Raw genomic sequence first — 15,686 nt, 5'->3', positions numbered from 1 at the left:
ATTATCAAGCCCTCCCTCTAACGTCTTACACCCCTTCCCTTACAGCATCAAGCGCCGGAAGTCCGCCAACAATTGAGCCAGAAAAGCGTTGAAACGTCCGGCTGCGGCCCCGTCAATTACCCGGTGATCCCAACTGAGACTCAGAGGCAAGATCAAGCGAGGCACACCTTCCTTGCCATTCCAAACCAGCTTGGTAGCGCTCTTCCCGACACCGAGGATTGCAACTTCCGGTGCGTTGATGATGGGCGTGAAATAAGTGCCACCGATACCGCCAAGCGATGAGATCGAGAAGCAACCGCCGCTCATCTCAGCTGGTCCCAATTTGCCGTCACGCGCCTTGGCCGACAACTCAGCCATCTCCCTTGCGATGGCAATCACCCCTTTCTGGTCGACGTCGCGGATTACGGGTACTACCAGACCGTTTGGGGTGTCGGCGGCAAAGCCAATATGGAAGTACTGCTTGAGTACGATTTGTTCGCCATCCAGACTGGCGTTGAATCCCGGAAATTTCTTCAGGGCCACTGCGCAAGCTTTCATCAGTAAGGCCAGCAACGTGACCTTCACCCCAGCCTTCTCGTACTCTTTGTTGAGCTGTACGCGGAAGGCTTCCAACTCTGTAATGTCGGCATCGTCATGGTTGGTGACGTGAGGGATCATCACCCAGTTACGGTGCAGGTTCGCGCCGCTGATTTTCTTGATGCGTGAGAGATCCTGGCGCTCGACCGGACCGAACTTGGCAAAGTCCACCTGCGGCCAAGGCAGCAGGCCAGATAAACCGCCACCTGCAGCAGGTGTGTTGGCTTTCTGGGCTTCAGTCTGAGCCTGCCCGGTCATGACGCGTTTGATGAAACTCTCGACATCCGCCCGGGAAATTCGACCTCGAACGCCTGTACCGCGAATCTCGGCCAGAGGGACACCCAGTTCGCGAGCCAGCTTACGGATTGAAGGCGATGCAAAGGGCAGCTCGCCCTTGGCCTCAGTCAATTCCTGTGCGAGTGGCGAAACCACGACGGGCGCACGCTCTACAGGCTGAGCCGGTGGTTCTACAGACAGCGTAACAGCTGCCGGCGCTGGCTCAGGCAAGGGGGCGGTGACCGGGATCGCCATGCCGGGTGCTGGAGCCACCTCCATCATCGCAATCAGCGACCCTTCACTGATCTTGTCGCCCACCACGACATTCAACGTCTTGATTACACCAGCCTGCGCGGCGGGTATCTCTATCGAGGCCTTGTCGGTCTCGACGACGACCAGGCTCTGCCCATCGACGACCGATTCGCCGGGACTGACCAGCACTTCGATGATGTCCACTTCCTTGTAATCACCGATGTCGGGAACCCGAATCTCCTGCAGTGTACTCATGCCTAAACTCCTGACGAAGTAAGCCGGACTGAACCCAGTCAGCCCGAACAAGATGATCGGCGGCACCTGGCGGCGCCGCGCGGAACAAGCAGCCTTGGTGCCGTACTTAGCACTCCCAGGGCGCGACCGAGTCGGCATCGATGCCATAACGCTCGATAGCTTGGGCACAGACCTCAGGCTTGAGCTTGCCTTCCTGCACCAGCGATGCGAGCGCACTCAGCGCGATCTGGTGCCGATCCACTTCGAAGAAATTGCGCAGGGCCGCGCGCGTATCGCTACGGCCGAATCCGTCAGTGCCTAGGGCGATATAACGCGCCTCGACATAGGCGCCAATTAGATTTGGCAAGGCACGCACGTAGTCAGTCGCGGCGATCACCGGCACCCCCACCGGCAAGCACTTGCCGACGTGACTCTGTTTGGCCCCCTGCTGCGGGTGCAGGCGATTCCAGCGCTCGACTTCGCGAGCATCGCGAGCCAGCTCACTGAAACTGGTCACACTCCAGATTTCGCTTTCGATGTTCCAGTCTTGAGCCAGCAGCTCAGCGGCAGCGATCACTTCAAGCAAAATTGTTCCCGAACCGAGTAGTCGCACGCTCCCGCGCGAACTGTCCACCGGCTGTGCGCCATAACGGTACATGCCTTTGATGATGTCTGACTCGACACCTTCCGGTAGCGTCGGCTGCGCGTAATTCTCATTCATCAAGGTCACGTAATAGAACTCGTCAACCTGACGTTCCAGCATCTGTCGCATCCCATGATCAAGGATCACCGCGAACTCACCAGCGAAGGCCGGGTCGTAGGCGCGACAGTTGGGCACCATCGAAGCAATCAGGTGACTGCTGCCATCCTGGTGCTGCAGCCCCTCGCCGCCCAACGTGGTCCGGCCGGCTGTAGCACCGAGGAGAAAACCGCGAGCCCGCTGATCGGCGGCGGCCCAGATCAAATCACCAACACGCTGGAAGCCGAACATCGAGTAGTAGATATAGAACGGCAGCATGGCCAGACCATGCGCCGAATAGCTGGTGGCCGCTGCAACCCAGGAACTGATGGCCCCCGCCTCGCTGATGCCCTCCTCAAGAATCTGCCCATCCATGGCTTCGCGATAACTGAGAATCGAACCGATATCTTCCGGTTCATAACGCTGACCGACACTCGAATAGATGCCGATCTGCTTGAACAGGTTAGCCATGCCAAAGGTGCGTGCTTCGTCAGCGACAATCGGCACCACCCGCGGCCCCAGCTGCTTGTCCTTGAGCAGGTTGCCGAGCATGCGCACGAAGGCCATGGTGGTGGACATTTCCTTGCCTTCGGCCTGGGTCGCGAAACCACCGTAGCCCTTCAAGTCAGGCACTGGCACGACCGCCGCAGTGGTGCTGCGGGTTGGCATGTAACCACCGAGCGCCTGGCGTCGCTCATGTAAATAGCGCATTTCCGCACTGTCATCGGCAGGCTTGTAGAAACTCAGAGACTCGACCTGCTCGTCCGAAAGCGGAAGATTGGAGCGGTTACGGATCGCGATCAGCGCGTCCCGATCCAGCTTCTTCTGCTGATGGGTGGTCATCTTGCCTTGCCCTGCCTCGCCCATGCCGTAGCCCTTCTTTGTCTGAGCCAGAATCACGGTCGGGCGACCACTGTGCAGCGTCGCAGCCTGGTAGGCGGCGAAGATTTTCACCATGTCATGCCCGCCACGCTTGAGGCGATCGATCTGCTCGTCAGTAAGACCTTGGGCGAGCTGGGCCAACGCCTCGTTCTGGCCAAAGAAATGGTCGCGGTTATAACGCCCATCCTTTGCGGCAAAGGTCTGGAACTGACCGTCCACCGTCTGCGACAAGGTCCGCACCAGCGTACCGTCCTTGTCGCGGGCAAACAGACCGTCCCAATCCGACCCCCAGACCAGCTTGATGACATTCCAGCCGGCACCGCTGAACAAAGCCTCCAGTTCGTCAATGATGCGGCCGTTGCCACGCACAGGACCGTCCAGGCGCTGCAGATTGCAATTGACCACCCAGGTCAGATTGTCCAGGCCTTCACGGGCAGCCAGGGTCAGTGCCGACATGCTCTCCGGCTCGTCCATCTCACCATCGCCGAATACCCCCCACACGGTCCGCCCGGTGGTGTCCTGCAAACCACGGTGCTGCAGGTAGCGCATGAACCGCGCCTGGTAGATCGAGCTGATCGGCCCAATGCCCATGGAGCCGGTGGGGAATTGCCAGAAGTCAGGCATCAGCCAGGGATGCGGATAGCTGGAAAGCCCCTGAATGCCGCTACGCCGTGCGGTGATTTCCTGGCGGTAATGCTCAAGGTTATGTTCGCTCAGGCGCCCTTCCAGAAAGGCACGGGCATAGACCCCAGGGGACGAGTGCGGTTGATAGAACACCAGATCGCCGCCGAGCGTGCCATTGCTGGCGCGGAAGAAATGATTGAAGCCGACTTCGAAAAGATCCGCAGCACTCGCATAGCTGGCGATGTGTCCGCCCAGTTCGCCATAAGCCTGGTTAGCCCGTACCACCATCGCCAGCGCGTTCCAGCGCATGATTGCCGCTAGCCGCTCCTCGATAGCCAAATCACCGGGAAATGCTGGCTGTTGCTCTACCGGGATAGTGTTGATGTAAGGCGTTCCGTGGACGGGATGCCAACCAATGGCAGGATCGCGAGCAATGGTCGTGAGCATGTCGAGGATTTCCCGCGCACGCTCCGGCCCCGCATTCTCTATCAGCGATAGCAGAGCCTCACGCCATTCGACCATTTCTTGCGCGTCGGTTTGATTCTGCTCCAGCGTCAAGGCCGCCAGGGCTGGGGAATTGGAATGGGTCATAGGCTTCTCCTGTGTTATTCTTTAATTGTTATACCTATTAAATATAACAAACATTTATCCATATATTCCTGACAAATGTCAAATTATCAAATGTTTAATAAGCAGATACAGAGGATCGAAAAAGCAAGGAGCAGCCCCCCTCAGAAGGATGAATATCAGTTCCAGAACGTGCAGAGTGCGGCTCACTCGTCTTGGGGTCGGCGAGGGATCGATATCAGTGCAGAAGGGGCGGCAGAATCGCTTCAGTCACGGCCACTCGCTGCCGTGCAACATCTCTCGCCGAGGGTGCTTGCCCATCGACGTTAAACGGTTGGAGCAATCGATAAGGTTGAGCGCATCCCAAATAGTCAAGACATCACCCGCATTTCAAGGAGACTTCCAGCATGTATGCTGTCCAAAGTTGCAACCCATACGCCAAACTGTTCTATCGCCCCATTGAAGCAGCGTTGCGTTGGTGCAATTTAATGGCCTACGAAACGGAAATTCTTGAGGTAGCATGGCGCAACCCAAAGCTGCTCAACACAGCGTTCCCACAATGGCCATGCCTAAATACCAATGCCGAGAAGATTCTCGATGCTATTCAACATGGTGAACTGACCTACGGCTGCCTGGGTATGCCTGTCGCCATTGGCACCACCGTCGATCACAGTCAGCTAACCGTCCGCCATACTGACCTCAGATTTTGGATGTCGCGCTACTACCCTGATCAGAGGCCAGCTTTTCTTTTCGAACAATCACTCGATCAACAAGGAGATATCAGTATCGGTATCTACCTGGCCTTACAAGCCGACCGGGATGCCTTGCAGCTACAGATAAAGGATATAGAAACAGCTTATCAACAATTGCTGAATGAACTTGAAGCTGTCGGGCTGGAAAAGGAGAACATCCATCACCTGATCAAGACCAATAGCAAGGTCAGCGACCGGAGCGAAACCGCTTACCTCCACATTATCGGCGCAATGGTCAGTCTGTTTCTAGATCACTCCCCCTCTGGGAAACCTCATTCTGTTTTCCGGTCCCAAGCCGCCATTGTCGACGCACTGACCGCTCACCATAAAAACCTGCCTGGTATTTCCAAGCGCACCCTGGATGAGAAATTCGCCGCTGCCAAGCGCAGCCTCTCCAAGCGCTGAGTCGTATTGCGCTGCAATCGCCCCACTTGCGGTGCAATGACTCATTCCCATTTCTGCTATTCAATTCAGGTCACTTCCCAGAACGCGCCAATCGGCGCCAGGAGTGACCATCATGTCCAACCAGCTCTCACCTATTGCAGACCTACTCCAACCACCGCTCGAACGTCACATCATGCGGCGTGAGGAGGTGGAGCGTAAAACCGGCTTCAAGCGTGCGCATATCTACAACTTGATGAAGGAAGGCAAATTCCCTCAAGCCAAACGCATTGGATTGCGTGCCGTAGGCTGGGACTCAGTGGAGATCGAACGGTGGATCATCGAGCGTTTAGGCCAACAGGTCTGATGCCATGCGTGTGGTCTCGGTGGTTTCCACCAAAGGTGGAGTAGGCAAAACCACAGTAGCCGCCAATCTCGGCGGTCTGCTGGCGGATGCTGGTCTACGCGTCCTGCTGCTCGATTTAGATAGCCAACCCACCCTCTCTAGCTATTACGCCTTGAGCCAGAAAGCTGTTGCTGGTGCGTACGAGCTGATAGCACTCAATCTAACAGCACCTGCCCAGATGATTTCCAGGACAGTGATCACCGGACTCGATCTGATCATCTCCAACGACGATCAAGGCCAACTCAGTACATTGCTGCTACACGCCCCTGACGGGCGATTACGGCTGCGCAATTTACTCGACAACTTCCGCCCCAGTTATGACTTGTTTTTGATCGACACCCAGGGCGCACGTAGCGTGCTGCTGGAGATGGCCGTCCTTGCCTCCGATCTTGCCCTCTCCCCCATCACGCCGGAAATGCTCGCCGCCCGCGAACTGCGCCGCGGGACCTTGAGGCTGTTCAGTGAGCTCGAACCATTCCGTCACCTGGGCATTACACCACCACCGTTGCGACTGCTGCTCAACCAGGTAAATAGCATCCAGGTAGACACCCGAATGATCATCCGTGGCCTGCGCGAGACCTTCGCAGGGGCTACCAACATCTCGGCTCTAGAAACCGTAGTTCCAGACCGAGTGGCTTATCTCAATGCCGCCTCCCTTGGCCTACCGGTCCACCGAATCGAGACTCGCCAGTCACGTGAACGACGCTCGCCCTCACCTTTGGAAACCATGCAAGCGCTGGCCATCGAGTTGTTTCCGGAATGGCGCGAAGCGATCTCTACGGTGAGCAGATACGCGGAGGTTCGATGAGACGAATCCCCAAGCCGGTATTTCTCGCCAAGTCATTTTGTTTGATCGACCTTGAGGCCAACTGTGTTTGGCAAGGAGTCTTTTGATGTTGGATCAACTCCCCATCATCCTTCAACCATCCATTCGACCACACCACCCACCTTGCGAGGAGTACTGCACCGTGGTCTTTCGTCTGCAGGGTGGGCGCTCGGCCATGGGGTGGCTCCTCGCAGAACTGTCCCGGCATTTCGAAGGTTCGGGCACTGCCGAGCTCGTCAAGTTCGAGGTCGGTGACCATTTGTGCAACCAGCGTTAACTGAGGTTGTTCAAATGAAAAAGCTCAGTCAGGAGCAGATCACCGACAAACTGCACCAGAACCACTTCCCTCGGGGTCCAGAACTGGAGCGGCTGTCCGATCCACTCATCGATACGCCTATGCTGGTCACGCTGGAGCAGTTACGACCCTACGAACACAACCCGCGCTTCATCCGTAATCCGCTGTATGACGATATCAAGGCGTCCATCCGTGAACGCGGGTTGGATCAACCACCGCCGATTACCCGCCGCCCGGGAGAAACCTATTTCATCATCCGCAACGGTGGTAATACGCGCTTGGCGATTCTCGGCGAGCTGTGGCAGGAAACCCGTGACGAGCGCTTCTTTCGGATTCATTGCCTGTTCCGACCTTGGAGCAATGAAATCACCGCCCTACTCGGTCATCTGGCTGAAAGCGATCTGCACGGCCAACTCACTTTCATCGAACGGGCTCTGGCGGTAGCCAAACTCAAAACCATGCTCGAAGCAGATGGAGCTGTGCTCTCACAACGTGAGCTAGCTCGACGTCTTGCCGCTGGAGGCTATCCGATTTCGCAATCGCACATCAGCCGGATGCTCGACACCCTCGAACACTTGTTGCCCGCCATTCCACAAACCCTGTATGCCGGATTGGGTAAACCCCAGATCGAACGCCTGATCACTCTGCGTAGCCAGGCTGAACGAACCTGGAACCGTTATCCAACCGCCACCATTGCGTTCGCCGAATTTTGGCTCGATACCCTGGGTTACTTCGATGCCGAACCCGAGTCCTTCGATCTTGAGCAGATCCAGGATGAACTGCTCGAACGCATGAGCCGCTTGCTCGGACAGTCCTACCGTATGTTGGCCCTGGAACTGAGCGACACCCAACGGGTCATCTCGACGCCTGGCGTTGTCGTCACCACGCCCTCGGAGAACAGGAATCTGCTGAGCGTTGATGAAGCTGCGGCAGGGCCTCCCTCCTCCGAGTCCCATTCCAAATCAACTGAGCCCAGAACCCAGACCGAACCAACGAGAGAGGAGCTGCTCACACCGCACGAAACGAATGTCACCCCATCGGTCAGCCCTCCGTCACGCGTTCAACAGATTCGCGAACAAATCGATCGCAACACTGCCACTGAAGTAACACCGACCGTCGAAACCTGTACGATCGACGACATCTGGACCATCGCACCAACACTGGATAGCCCCGAACAACTGCGTTCAGCCATCGCCGGACTGGCGCGGGAAATGGCGGCCTATGCCGGACACCCCGAGAGCATCATCGATCAGGAGCTTGGCTTGGGTTTCGCCCTGAACATCGAGCGACTTGATCTCGCAGCACCTCGCGCGACCGGCGTTCACTTATTGCTCATGGCCCTGCTGCGTGCTCAAGACGACGTGAACTGGGAGGATCGCAAGCAACTGCCCTCAGCCCTGTTCGGCCAGCTATTGCTGGGGATCTATCAACTCCCGCTGACCGATCGTCCCGCCGTGGATGTGGGACTGGAACGGCTGCCCGACAGTCTTTTACTCAAACTGTATCGTCTGATCCGCCTGGCCCGTCGCCTGATCGACCTAACGCTTACCCCTGAAGCTGATTCACCGAAGGAGCTGCCATGAGCCTGTCCTTCCATGTGCTCAACCAGGCCATGCTGACTCAAGTGCTGCATGAGCTGCGCCTGGGTAATCTACAACGCTGCAAGGCACTCGGACTAGGTGAGGACGACATCTACCTGCTGCAATCCTTACCGCCCACCACCCTGTCGCGCCTGGCCCATGCCTCCGTACCCTGGGTTGAGGTCAAGATTGACTCACCGGTGCTGCATCGGTTGATCGAGCAAGCCGACCGTGACGAGCAGAACGAGCGCCTGATCAACCGAGCGCTCAAGCTGGGTGCCAGCAGCAGCATCATGTACCAGTGCTTCGGCTTGGCACATTCGGAAACCGCCCTGCGCCGGCGTCTACTCAAGATAGAAACTCGTAAGGGCCGCCCTCAGCATTTGAGCGAAGCGCAGGAGCATGCGCTCTGGCAGCGTTGGTGCCAGCTACGCGTTCAGGACGATACCGAGGATCAGCTCGACGCCATGATGATGCTGGCGGAGGAGCAACAAATCAGCTTGACCATCGTCTGGCAGCAGATCGACCAGTACAGCAATGGAACATGAACACCCCTTCCAGTCGCTGGCAGCGTGTCCTGCAGCAATGCACCCAGCAGTTGAGTGAACGCTGGCCCGCATGCCCTACCACCCAACAACCTTCCAACCAGACTCTGCAGGCTGGCTTTCTGTTCAGTGGCCAATCACTCGAAGTCGTGCCACGTCGGCTGCTCTTGGATCATCGGCTGACGCCATTGGAACGTAATGCCTGGCAAGTGTTTCGACTCTTGCTACAGGGCCAGGGCGTGGTCACGCCGCGCTATGAGGATTTGCAGCCTTACCTATCAAGCGTGCCCTATGGCACGTCAGCCTCCCGTGAAACCATCGCTCGCGTCTTGACGATGCTCAGGCTGACACGCTGGCTCAGCTTGGTGAGTCGTGGTCGCGATCAGCTCAGCGGGCGCCTACAAGGTTCTCTATACGTCCTGCACGATGAACCGTTAACCCCCGCCGAAGCCATGGAGCTGGATCAGGATTACCTGGAACTAGTCGGACATGCCCTCGGTCATGCGACGAAGGCTGTGCGCATTGTCGCTCAGCATGTTCTGGAAGAAATTCACCAGGACACCCGTATCGATTTAGGTCAGCTACCCACGCGGCTCGACAGTTGGGGCGAACACTGGATGCAGCAAGGATTGGATCAGGCAACCGATGCCACTATGCACGATTCCGAACTGGGGGAAGGTCACCTCGTTCGGAATCGTGCAGGCCCTCGTTCGGATTCCGAACAGGGCTTGAACGCCAGTGTTTCCAGCGGCGTTCGGAATCCGAACGCCGCCTGTACTGTATTAAAAGAAAGTACTTGTACTGTACCGCGCGTGGCCCCAGCAGTGGATAACCTGCTCTGGCCCGATCCGCTGCACCTGAGTCCAAGCGAGCGTCAGGCTATCGCCGTGGCGTTGAACAAACTCCATTTGGCAGATAGGCAGGCAGTGCTCAATGAAGCCGGTGCACGCTGTGCGGCCGGCGGTATCCGCAAGCCAGCGGCGTATCTGATGGGCCTGATCCAGCGCGCACTGAAAGGCGACTTTCGTCCTTGGGCAGGTCAGACAGAGCCCTCACCCGACGCAGAACCGCCCCCAACAGCACCGTCACGCCCGTCCCGACAACAGGGCGAACCCGCTTCCGCCCTCGCCCAAGCGTGCCTGAATGAGCTACGCCAACTGCGCAGCAAACGCCCTGGACATCAGTAGATTTGATGCCAGTGGCATCAAATCTACTGAGTTCTACTGTGAGATCGCGAGGGGGTGAACCTGCGCCACCCAACCGATACGGCTATCGCCATCCATGGAAATGATGCCACCGGTGTCACTCGCGAACGTCTCCGAAATTAACCCTCTCAAACCAAACCGAACAGACCGCATTCAGCTTTTTGGCTGCCCTTGACCCTCATGTGTCGCAACATTCCCGTCCAAGCTTATGCGAGGACAACACCGTGGCCGATCACTATCAACTCAACCTGGGTTCATTGCGCAGCAGCATCACCCTGACCCTGCACACTCACCACGCCGCCCGTATCTGGCAAGGTCGAGCCGCACGCGAAGGCGTCCACTCGATCATGGGCATGGCCGGCTACATCAGTGTCACCAACCTGATCAAACAAACCGCAGCCCAGGACGATCCGTATGCCGACTGGGCCATGGTGCAACTCGAAGAAAAACTGATGCAGGCCAAGGCTGGGATGCTGGAATTGACCCAACAGCTGGATCGGATCAGACAGGACCTGCCGACACAGATCGACATGGGCGACAACCTCAACATCCACCCCGTCACCTTGCCGTTGTACATCGGCAGCCAGCTGGGTTTTCTGGCGGTCTACCTGCTGACCGACTACGACACCCTGGTGCGCCGGACCCTATTGGCCCACCACGCCGCCCTGATCGGCCGCATCGACATGGAAGCCTGGATCGACGACGGCGCCCATTTGCTGCGCAGCCTGTTCGGTCAGGCACAGCGCTATCGGCATGCCGGCGTCACGCGTGATGACATGGCGGCGAACAACGCCCGTGCCCTGGCGGCCATCGATAAAATGGGTTTGCCCCCCATGGACATCCTTGAGGGTCATCGTCGCTCCCAGTTCGCGCCGCCAATCATTCGTCGTGGTGCTGTGGCAGTGGATGACGTTGACGCGTTGGCAGAGGAAGCGGGAGAGCCATCTGCGACAGTGGATTTGCCGGAGGACGAAGCATGAATCCCATGATCCCGACTCAACCAATGCCTTTCGAAGTGTTGACACCAGATGCCTATCGACAGCTCGAACACGCAGCCTCCCTAAAAGGCCTTTTAAAGCCCTTTAAGGGTAAGGGGGAGTTGGAGCAACTGGCGCAGGTGGCGAGGGAAATCGAGGCGCAATTATGTCACCTGATGGAGGCTGTGGTGCAGCAGGCCGGACATCCCCCGTACTCACTGCTGGATATTCGATTGGTGCTGCAGAACACCAGCGCTGGCAGCAGCTTTTTGCGTTGGCGTACCCGTGACTTCGCCCGTATGGGGGTTGCAGTCTGGGAACGCCAGGTCAGCAGCAAAACCCTGCCGCAGGCCGTACGCGAGGGATTGCACCGTTTCGAACGCGAGCGCATTGCACTCAACCTGCAGATGAGCGTGGTGCATTCGTTCTACCGCCAGGCATCGACCTGCGCGATCAAAATGGCCAATGCCGATCGGTTACTGCGCCAACTCACAACCGCAGTGGTGGTATCAGGATGAGTACTTTTTTTGTCGGCGAAGGCAATATCGGCAGTGCGCCAGAGTTCCAGGAATTTCCATCAGGCAATGACGAGCCACGGCGTTTGCTGCGACTGAATGTGTACTTCGACAACCCTGTGCCACGCGATGGCAGCTATGAAGATCGAGGCGGCTATTGGGCACCGGTTGAGCTCTGGCACCGTGAGGCTGAACACTGGAGCACGCTATACCAGAAAGGCATGCGTGTGCTGGTCGAAGGCCGCACCGTGCGCGATGAGTGGGAGGACAGCGAAGACAATGCGCGAGTGACCTTCAAGATCGAGGCCCGTCGAGTTGGCATCCTCCCTCACCGAGTGCAAAGCGTGGCCATGCGGGAGCGATCTAGTGAACAAGCGCCTCCCGAAAAACACAATGGGCAAAGTCCAGCACAGGCTAGTTCACCAGAATCGAAACCCATAAGGCGCAGAAGATCATAAGCCACTACAGCATGGGATTGCCCCCTAACGCGAAGCTCCTCAACAGAGGTCATACACCTACGTGAACAAGGGAGGCTAGAGTCGAGGCTCGGACAGCTGGATTCCGTACCATTACTTTTCCATCGAAATACACGTTGGAAAAGTGTGATGAACTTGGACGCCCAGCAACGTATTGCATGGGCAGTCAGGTGACTTATCTCTTCTCTGCCTTCTACACACTTTCGGCTGGCTTAAGAGCTATATTTTTCTGCTAAATAACGCCCCTGGACAAGGACATTACCAAAGTACTCGGAGCCACCCGACACCACGCCCTGTAGTTGTCAGATTGTTTTTGTTGTCTGGTTGAGGTGCTAAAGCGTTGCCAGGGTGTCCGGCGCCGAATGCAGGTCGCAGTTGCGTCCGGCCTTGGCCACCTGGCCCGGTAGTTCATGGCCCAACAGCGCGGGCAATCCTCGGGACAATCGCAGGAGCAGCGGCAGATCGATACCAGTGTGGATACCCATTTCATCGCACAGGTTGACCAGGTCCTCGGTACAGATATTCCCCGAGGCGCCCGGCGCAAACGGACAACCGCCGAGCCCGCCCAGCGCCGCATCGAAACGCCGCGCGCCGGCCTCATAGGCGGCCAGCACGTTGCACAAGCCGAGGCCGCGGGTGTTATGAAAATGCAGGGTCAGATCGGCCGAGGGCACGCGCTGCAATACCCGCCGCACCAGTCGATCAACCTGTCGCGGATTGGCCATGCCGGTGGTGTCGGCGAGGGTAATGCCTTGCATGCCGAGTTCCAGATAGGCGTCGACAATCTGTAGCACACGGTCTTCATCAATCATGCCTTCGAACGGGCAACCGAAGGTGGTGGCGATGCTCGCGTTGAGCCTCACTGATGAGCCGCTGACAAACTCGACCACATCACCGAATGCCGCCAGCGAACGCTCGCAACTCATGCGCATGTTTGCCAAATTGTGGGTCTGGCTGGCGGACATCACCAGGTTCAGTTCATCTGCTTTGGCCTCCAGCGCTCGTTGCGCGCCTTTGAGGTTGGGGATCAGCGCCACATAGATCACACCCGGCTGCCGGGCAATGCCCTGGAACACTTGCTCGCCGTCGCGCAGGGCCGGAATGGCTTTGGGCGAGACAAATGAGCCCGCTTCGATCCGGCTGAAACCGGCCAGTGATAGCTGATTGATCAACGTAATTTTGTCGGCGGTTTCGACCCAGGTCGGCTCGATCTGCAAGCCGTCGCGGGGGGAGACTTCCTGAACGATCAGAGTCTCGGAAAAGTCGCGGATCATTGCACCACCCCTTCGGCTTTCAACCGTTCGATGTCCTGGCCGGTGAGGCCAAGCTCAGCCAGAATTCCATCGGTGTGCTGACCCAAAGTCGGTCCCGACCAGTTTACGCCGCCCGGCGTCTCGGACAGTTTCGGCACGATACCGGGCATCTTCACCTTCACGCCTCCGGGCAGTTCAGCACTGAGCAGCATGTCCCGCGCCTGGTAGTGCGGGTCGGCAACGATGTCGGCCGCCGAGTAGATGCGTCCGGCGGGGACTTCGGCGTCCTGCAAGGTGGCCAGCACCTGCTCGATCGGCAAACTGCTGGTCCAGTGGGTGATCGCCGCGTCGAGTAATCCACTCTTGGCGGCGCGGCCATCGTTGTGGGCGAATTCCGGTGCTTCGGCCAGGTCGACACGGCCGATGACTTCCATCAGACGCTTGTAGATCGGGTCGCTATTGCCGGCAATCACCACGTACGCGCCATCGGCGGTCAGGTAGGTGTTGGACGGCGCAATGCCCGGCAAGGCACCGCCGCTGCGCTCGCGGACATGGCCAAGCATGTCGTATTCCGGCACCAGGCTTTCCATCAGGTTGAACACACTTTCGGCCAGGGATACGTCGACCACCTGCCCTTCGCCCTGCCCGGTCTTGACCCGCAGCAAGGACATCAAGGCGCCGATCACCGCATGCAGGGACGCCAGCGAATCACCGAGACTGACACCGACCCTCGCCGGTGGCGAACCCGGTGTACCGGTGGTGTAGCGAATGCCGCCCATGGCCTCACCGATCGCACCAAAACCAGGGCGGTCGCGATACGGGCCGGTCTGGCCATAACCGGAAATACGCACCAGCGTCAGGTTGGGATTGAGGGCATGCAGCACGTCCCAGCCCAGCCCGAGTTTTTCCAGGGCACCGGGGCGCAGGTTTTCGATCAATACGTCGGCGCTGCTGGCGAGTTGCTTGACCAGTTCGATGCCTTCGGGGGATTTCAGATTCAGGGCGAGGGATTTTTTGTTCCGCGATTGCAGGTACCACCACAGGGACGTGCCTTCGTGCAGCTTTCGCCACTTGCGAAGCGGGTCGCCCTGGCCGATAGCTTCGATCTTGATCACCTCGGCACCGAACTCGGCCAGCACGCGTGCGGCGAACGGCGCGGCAATCAGTGTGCCGATCTCGATCACCTTGATTCCGCTCAGCGGGGTAGTCATCGGGATACCTCTTATTCTTGGAATGTGTGCCAAGACTAGAGGACCGATGCCCGTGGAATCCAACCTTCAGTTGGAAACTGAGCGTTCGTGAAATGCGAAGGAGGTTCGTAAAGTTTTTGCGACCTCAGGAAGGCCTTCGCGAGCTTACCCGCGAAGGCCTTTTTACAGGTACCAACAAATCTCAACCTTGCTCCCCCCGTAAACACTCAAACAACATTCGGCTCACCGGTGACAGCGATTTTTCATCACGCACCACCAGAATCAGCGTGCGTGCCGACCAGTCATCGTTGAGTGGCACCGCGTGCAAACCCAGCGCCCGGCCGAACAGCTCATAGGCCCGCTGCGGCAGAATACCGATGCCCATATTGGCCTGGACCATGCGGCACATGGCGTCAAACCCCGGCACATGAATCCGCAGGCGCAACACCTCACCCGCTGCCCGCGCTGCCGCGTGAGTGCGCATATTGATCGAACTACCCGCATGCAGGCCGACGTAATCGCTGCCCAGCGTGTCGGCAAACGCCAATTCTTGCTCAATGGCCAACGGATGATCCGGACGCATCAGCACCACCAATTTGTCGTATTGATACGGTACGCTGTGCAGCCCTTTCCTATCGGTGTCACCGGAACAAATGCCAAGGTCCGCCACGCCATCCAGTACACCCTGAATCACTCCGTTGCTGGGGCGTTCTTCAAGGTCCGTTTTGACTTGCGGATGCTGCTTGGAGAAGTCCCGCAGATCTTCCGGCAAAAACTGAATGATCGCCGAAAGATTAGCCAGCATCCGCACATATCCGCGCATACCTTGCACGTGCTCACCCAACTCAAGGCCTATTTTCTCGACGTTGAGCAACATTTGCCGCGCATGGTGCAACAGGGTTTCGCCAGCAGGCGTCAGGGTCATGCCCTTGGCCTGGCGCACGAACAGACTGATACCCAGCACCTCCTCCAACTCCATCAATCGCTTGCTCGCCGCCGACACTGCAATCGCCTCACGGGCCGCCGCACGCGTTAGCGTACCCTCCTCCTGGATGGCAACGAAGAGTTGCAAGGTGATCATATCCAGACGACGGATCAGTTTTCTTTGCAGCATTAGCATGCTCGGCGATAACAG

General features: G+C 57.9%; 15 protein-coding genes. 10 read left to right on the top strand and 5 right to left on the bottom strand.

Going from position 1 to position 15,686, the window contains the following annotated elements; all coding sequences use genetic code 11:
- Positions 1 to 39: 39 nt before the first annotated feature.
- Both aceF and mdeB read right to left on the bottom strand, forming a co-directional pair.
- Complete coding sequence (gene aceF, locus PMI36_RS04105) at positions 40 to 1,359, bottom strand: dihydrolipoyllysine-residue acetyltransferase (protein WP_008075329.1); 1,320 nt, start codon at positions 1,357 to 1,359, stop codon at positions 40 to 42.
- A 106-nt stretch (positions 1,360 to 1,465) separates the two neighbouring features.
- Positions 1,466 to 4,174, bottom strand: coding sequence for an alpha-ketoglutarate dehydrogenase (gene mdeB, locus PMI36_RS04110; protein WP_008075328.1), 2,709 nt, complete (start codon positions 4,172 to 4,174; stop codon positions 1,466 to 1,468).
- Positions 4,175 to 4,557: 383 nt separating this feature from the next.
- On the opposite strand from mdeB, the gene PMI36_RS04115 reads away from it, so the two are divergent.
- From PMI36_RS04115 to PMI36_RS31015, 10 genes are all read left to right on the top strand, one after another.
- On the top strand, positions 4,558 to 5,307 hold the full coding sequence (locus PMI36_RS04115; protein WP_008075327.1) for a hypothetical protein: 750 nt from the start codon (positions 4,558 to 4,560) through the stop codon (positions 5,305 to 5,307).
- A gap of 112 nt (positions 5,308 to 5,419) precedes the next feature.
- The gene (locus PMI36_RS04120; RefSeq protein WP_008075326.1) at positions 5,420 to 5,650 is read left to right on the top strand and encodes an AlpA family transcriptional regulator; all 231 of its coding nucleotides are present in this window, start codon (positions 5,420 to 5,422) and stop codon (positions 5,648 to 5,650) included.
- Positions 5,651 to 5,654: 4 nt separating this feature from the next.
- Positions 5,655 to 6,497 carry a ParA family protein gene (locus PMI36_RS04125; protein ID WP_008075325.1) on the top strand — a complete coding sequence of 281 codons (843 nt, stop codon included), beginning with the start codon at positions 5,655 to 5,657 and terminating at the stop codon, positions 6,495 to 6,497.
- 85 nt (positions 6,498 to 6,582) lie between these two features.
- Positions 6,583 to 6,792, top strand: a complete 210-nt coding sequence (locus PMI36_RS32540; protein WP_008075324.1) for a hypothetical protein — start codon at positions 6,583 to 6,585, stop codon at positions 6,790 to 6,792.
- A 14-nt stretch (positions 6,793 to 6,806) separates the two neighbouring features.
- Positions 6,807 to 8,393, top strand: coding sequence for a ParB family protein (locus PMI36_RS04135; protein ID WP_008075323.1), 1,587 nt, complete (start codon positions 6,807 to 6,809; stop codon positions 8,391 to 8,393).
- On the top strand, positions 8,390 to 8,938 hold the full coding sequence (locus tag PMI36_RS04140) for a DUF2857 domain-containing protein (protein ID WP_008075322.1): 549 nt from the start codon (positions 8,390 to 8,392) through the stop codon (positions 8,936 to 8,938). Before PMI36_RS04135 ends, PMI36_RS04140 begins: the two co-directional genes overlap by 4 nt.
- Entirely contained in the window at positions 8,935 to 10,122 is a 1,188-nt protein-coding gene (locus tag PMI36_RS04145; protein ID WP_008075321.1) for an STY4528 family pathogenicity island replication protein, read from the top strand. Before PMI36_RS04140 ends, PMI36_RS04145 begins: the two co-directional genes overlap by 4 nt.
- 242 nt (positions 10,123 to 10,364) lie before the next feature.
- A complete protein-coding gene (locus PMI36_RS04150; protein WP_008075320.1) occupies positions 10,365 to 11,120 on the top strand; it encodes a PFL_4669 family integrating conjugative element protein in 756 nt (251 codons plus the stop codon).
- Complete coding sequence (locus PMI36_RS04155) at positions 11,117 to 11,635, top strand: DUF3158 family protein (RefSeq protein ID WP_008075319.1); 519 nt, start codon at positions 11,117 to 11,119, stop codon at positions 11,633 to 11,635. The genes PMI36_RS04150 and PMI36_RS04155 overlap by 4 nt, the downstream gene beginning before the upstream one ends.
- Positions 11,632 to 12,090 (top strand): single-stranded DNA-binding protein, encoded by a 459-nt coding sequence (locus tag PMI36_RS31015; RefSeq protein WP_008075318.1) that lies wholly within the window; start codon positions 11,632 to 11,634, stop codon positions 12,088 to 12,090. The genes PMI36_RS04155 and PMI36_RS31015 overlap by 4 nt, the downstream gene beginning before the upstream one ends.
- Positions 12,091 to 12,440: 350 nt before the next feature.
- Here the strand turns inward: PMI36_RS31015 and PMI36_RS04160 are convergent, their stop codons facing one another.
- The 3 genes from PMI36_RS04160 to PMI36_RS04170 form a co-directional block, all read right to left on the bottom strand.
- Complete coding sequence (locus PMI36_RS04160) at positions 12,441 to 13,382, bottom strand: hydroxymethylglutaryl-CoA lyase (protein ID WP_008075317.1); 942 nt, start codon at positions 13,380 to 13,382, stop codon at positions 12,441 to 12,443.
- A complete protein-coding gene (locus PMI36_RS04165) occupies positions 13,379 to 14,572 on the bottom strand; it encodes a CaiB/BaiF CoA transferase family protein (protein WP_008075316.1) in 1,194 nt (397 codons plus the stop codon). Before PMI36_RS04165 ends, PMI36_RS04160 begins: the two co-directional genes overlap by 4 nt.
- Before the next feature lie 181 nt (positions 14,573 to 14,753).
- The gene (locus tag PMI36_RS04170) at positions 14,754 to 15,665 is read right to left on the bottom strand and encodes a LysR family transcriptional regulator (RefSeq protein ID WP_008075315.1); all 912 of its coding nucleotides are present in this window, start codon (positions 15,663 to 15,665) and stop codon (positions 14,754 to 14,756) included.
- Between the last annotated feature and the right edge of the window lie 21 nt (positions 15,666 to 15,686).

The sequence above is a fragment of the Pseudomonas sp. GM79 genome (assembly GCF_000282495.1).
Lineage (GTDB): Bacteria > Pseudomonadota > Gammaproteobacteria > Pseudomonadales > Pseudomonadaceae > Aquipseudomonas.
This window is presented reverse-complemented; position numbering and strand designations above follow the sequence as displayed.

Coding starts and splice junctions, on each gene's coding strand:
- aceF (WP_008075329.1), bottom strand. CDS start 1,359: ATGAGTACACTGCAGGAGATTCGGGTTCCCGACATCGGTGATTACAAG.
- mdeB (WP_008075328.1), bottom strand. CDS start 4,174: ATGACCCATTCCAATTCCCCAGCCCTGGCGGCCTTGACGCTGGAGCAG.
- PMI36_RS04115 (WP_008075327.1), top strand. CDS start 4,558: ATGTATGCTGTCCAAAGTTGCAACCCATACGCCAAACTGTTCTATCGC.
- PMI36_RS04120 (WP_008075326.1), top strand. CDS start 5,420: ATGTCCAACCAGCTCTCACCTATTGCAGACCTACTCCAACCACCGCTC.
- PMI36_RS04125 (WP_008075325.1), top strand. CDS start 5,655: ATGCGTGTGGTCTCGGTGGTTTCCACCAAAGGTGGAGTAGGCAAAACC.
- PMI36_RS32540 (WP_008075324.1), top strand. CDS start 6,583: ATGTTGGATCAACTCCCCATCATCCTTCAACCATCCATTCGACCACAC.
- PMI36_RS04135 (WP_008075323.1), top strand. CDS start 6,807: ATGAAAAAGCTCAGTCAGGAGCAGATCACCGACAAACTGCACCAGAAC.
- PMI36_RS04140 (WP_008075322.1), top strand. CDS start 8,390: ATGAGCCTGTCCTTCCATGTGCTCAACCAGGCCATGCTGACTCAAGTG.
- PMI36_RS04145 (WP_008075321.1), top strand. CDS start 8,935: ATGAACACCCCTTCCAGTCGCTGGCAGCGTGTCCTGCAGCAATGCACC.
- PMI36_RS04155 (WP_008075319.1), top strand. CDS start 11,117: ATGAATCCCATGATCCCGACTCAACCAATGCCTTTCGAAGTGTTGACA.
- PMI36_RS31015 (WP_008075318.1), top strand. CDS start 11,632: ATGAGTACTTTTTTTGTCGGCGAAGGCAATATCGGCAGTGCGCCAGAG.
- PMI36_RS04160 (WP_008075317.1), bottom strand. CDS start 13,382: ATGATCCGCGACTTTTCCGAGACTCTGATCGTTCAGGAAGTCTCCCCC.
- PMI36_RS04165 (WP_008075316.1), bottom strand. CDS start 14,572: ATGACTACCCCGCTGAGCGGAATCAAGGTGATCGAGATCGGCACACTG.
- PMI36_RS04170 (WP_008075315.1), bottom strand. CDS start 15,665: ATGCTGCAAAGAAAACTGATCCGTCGTCTGGATATGATCACCTTGCAA.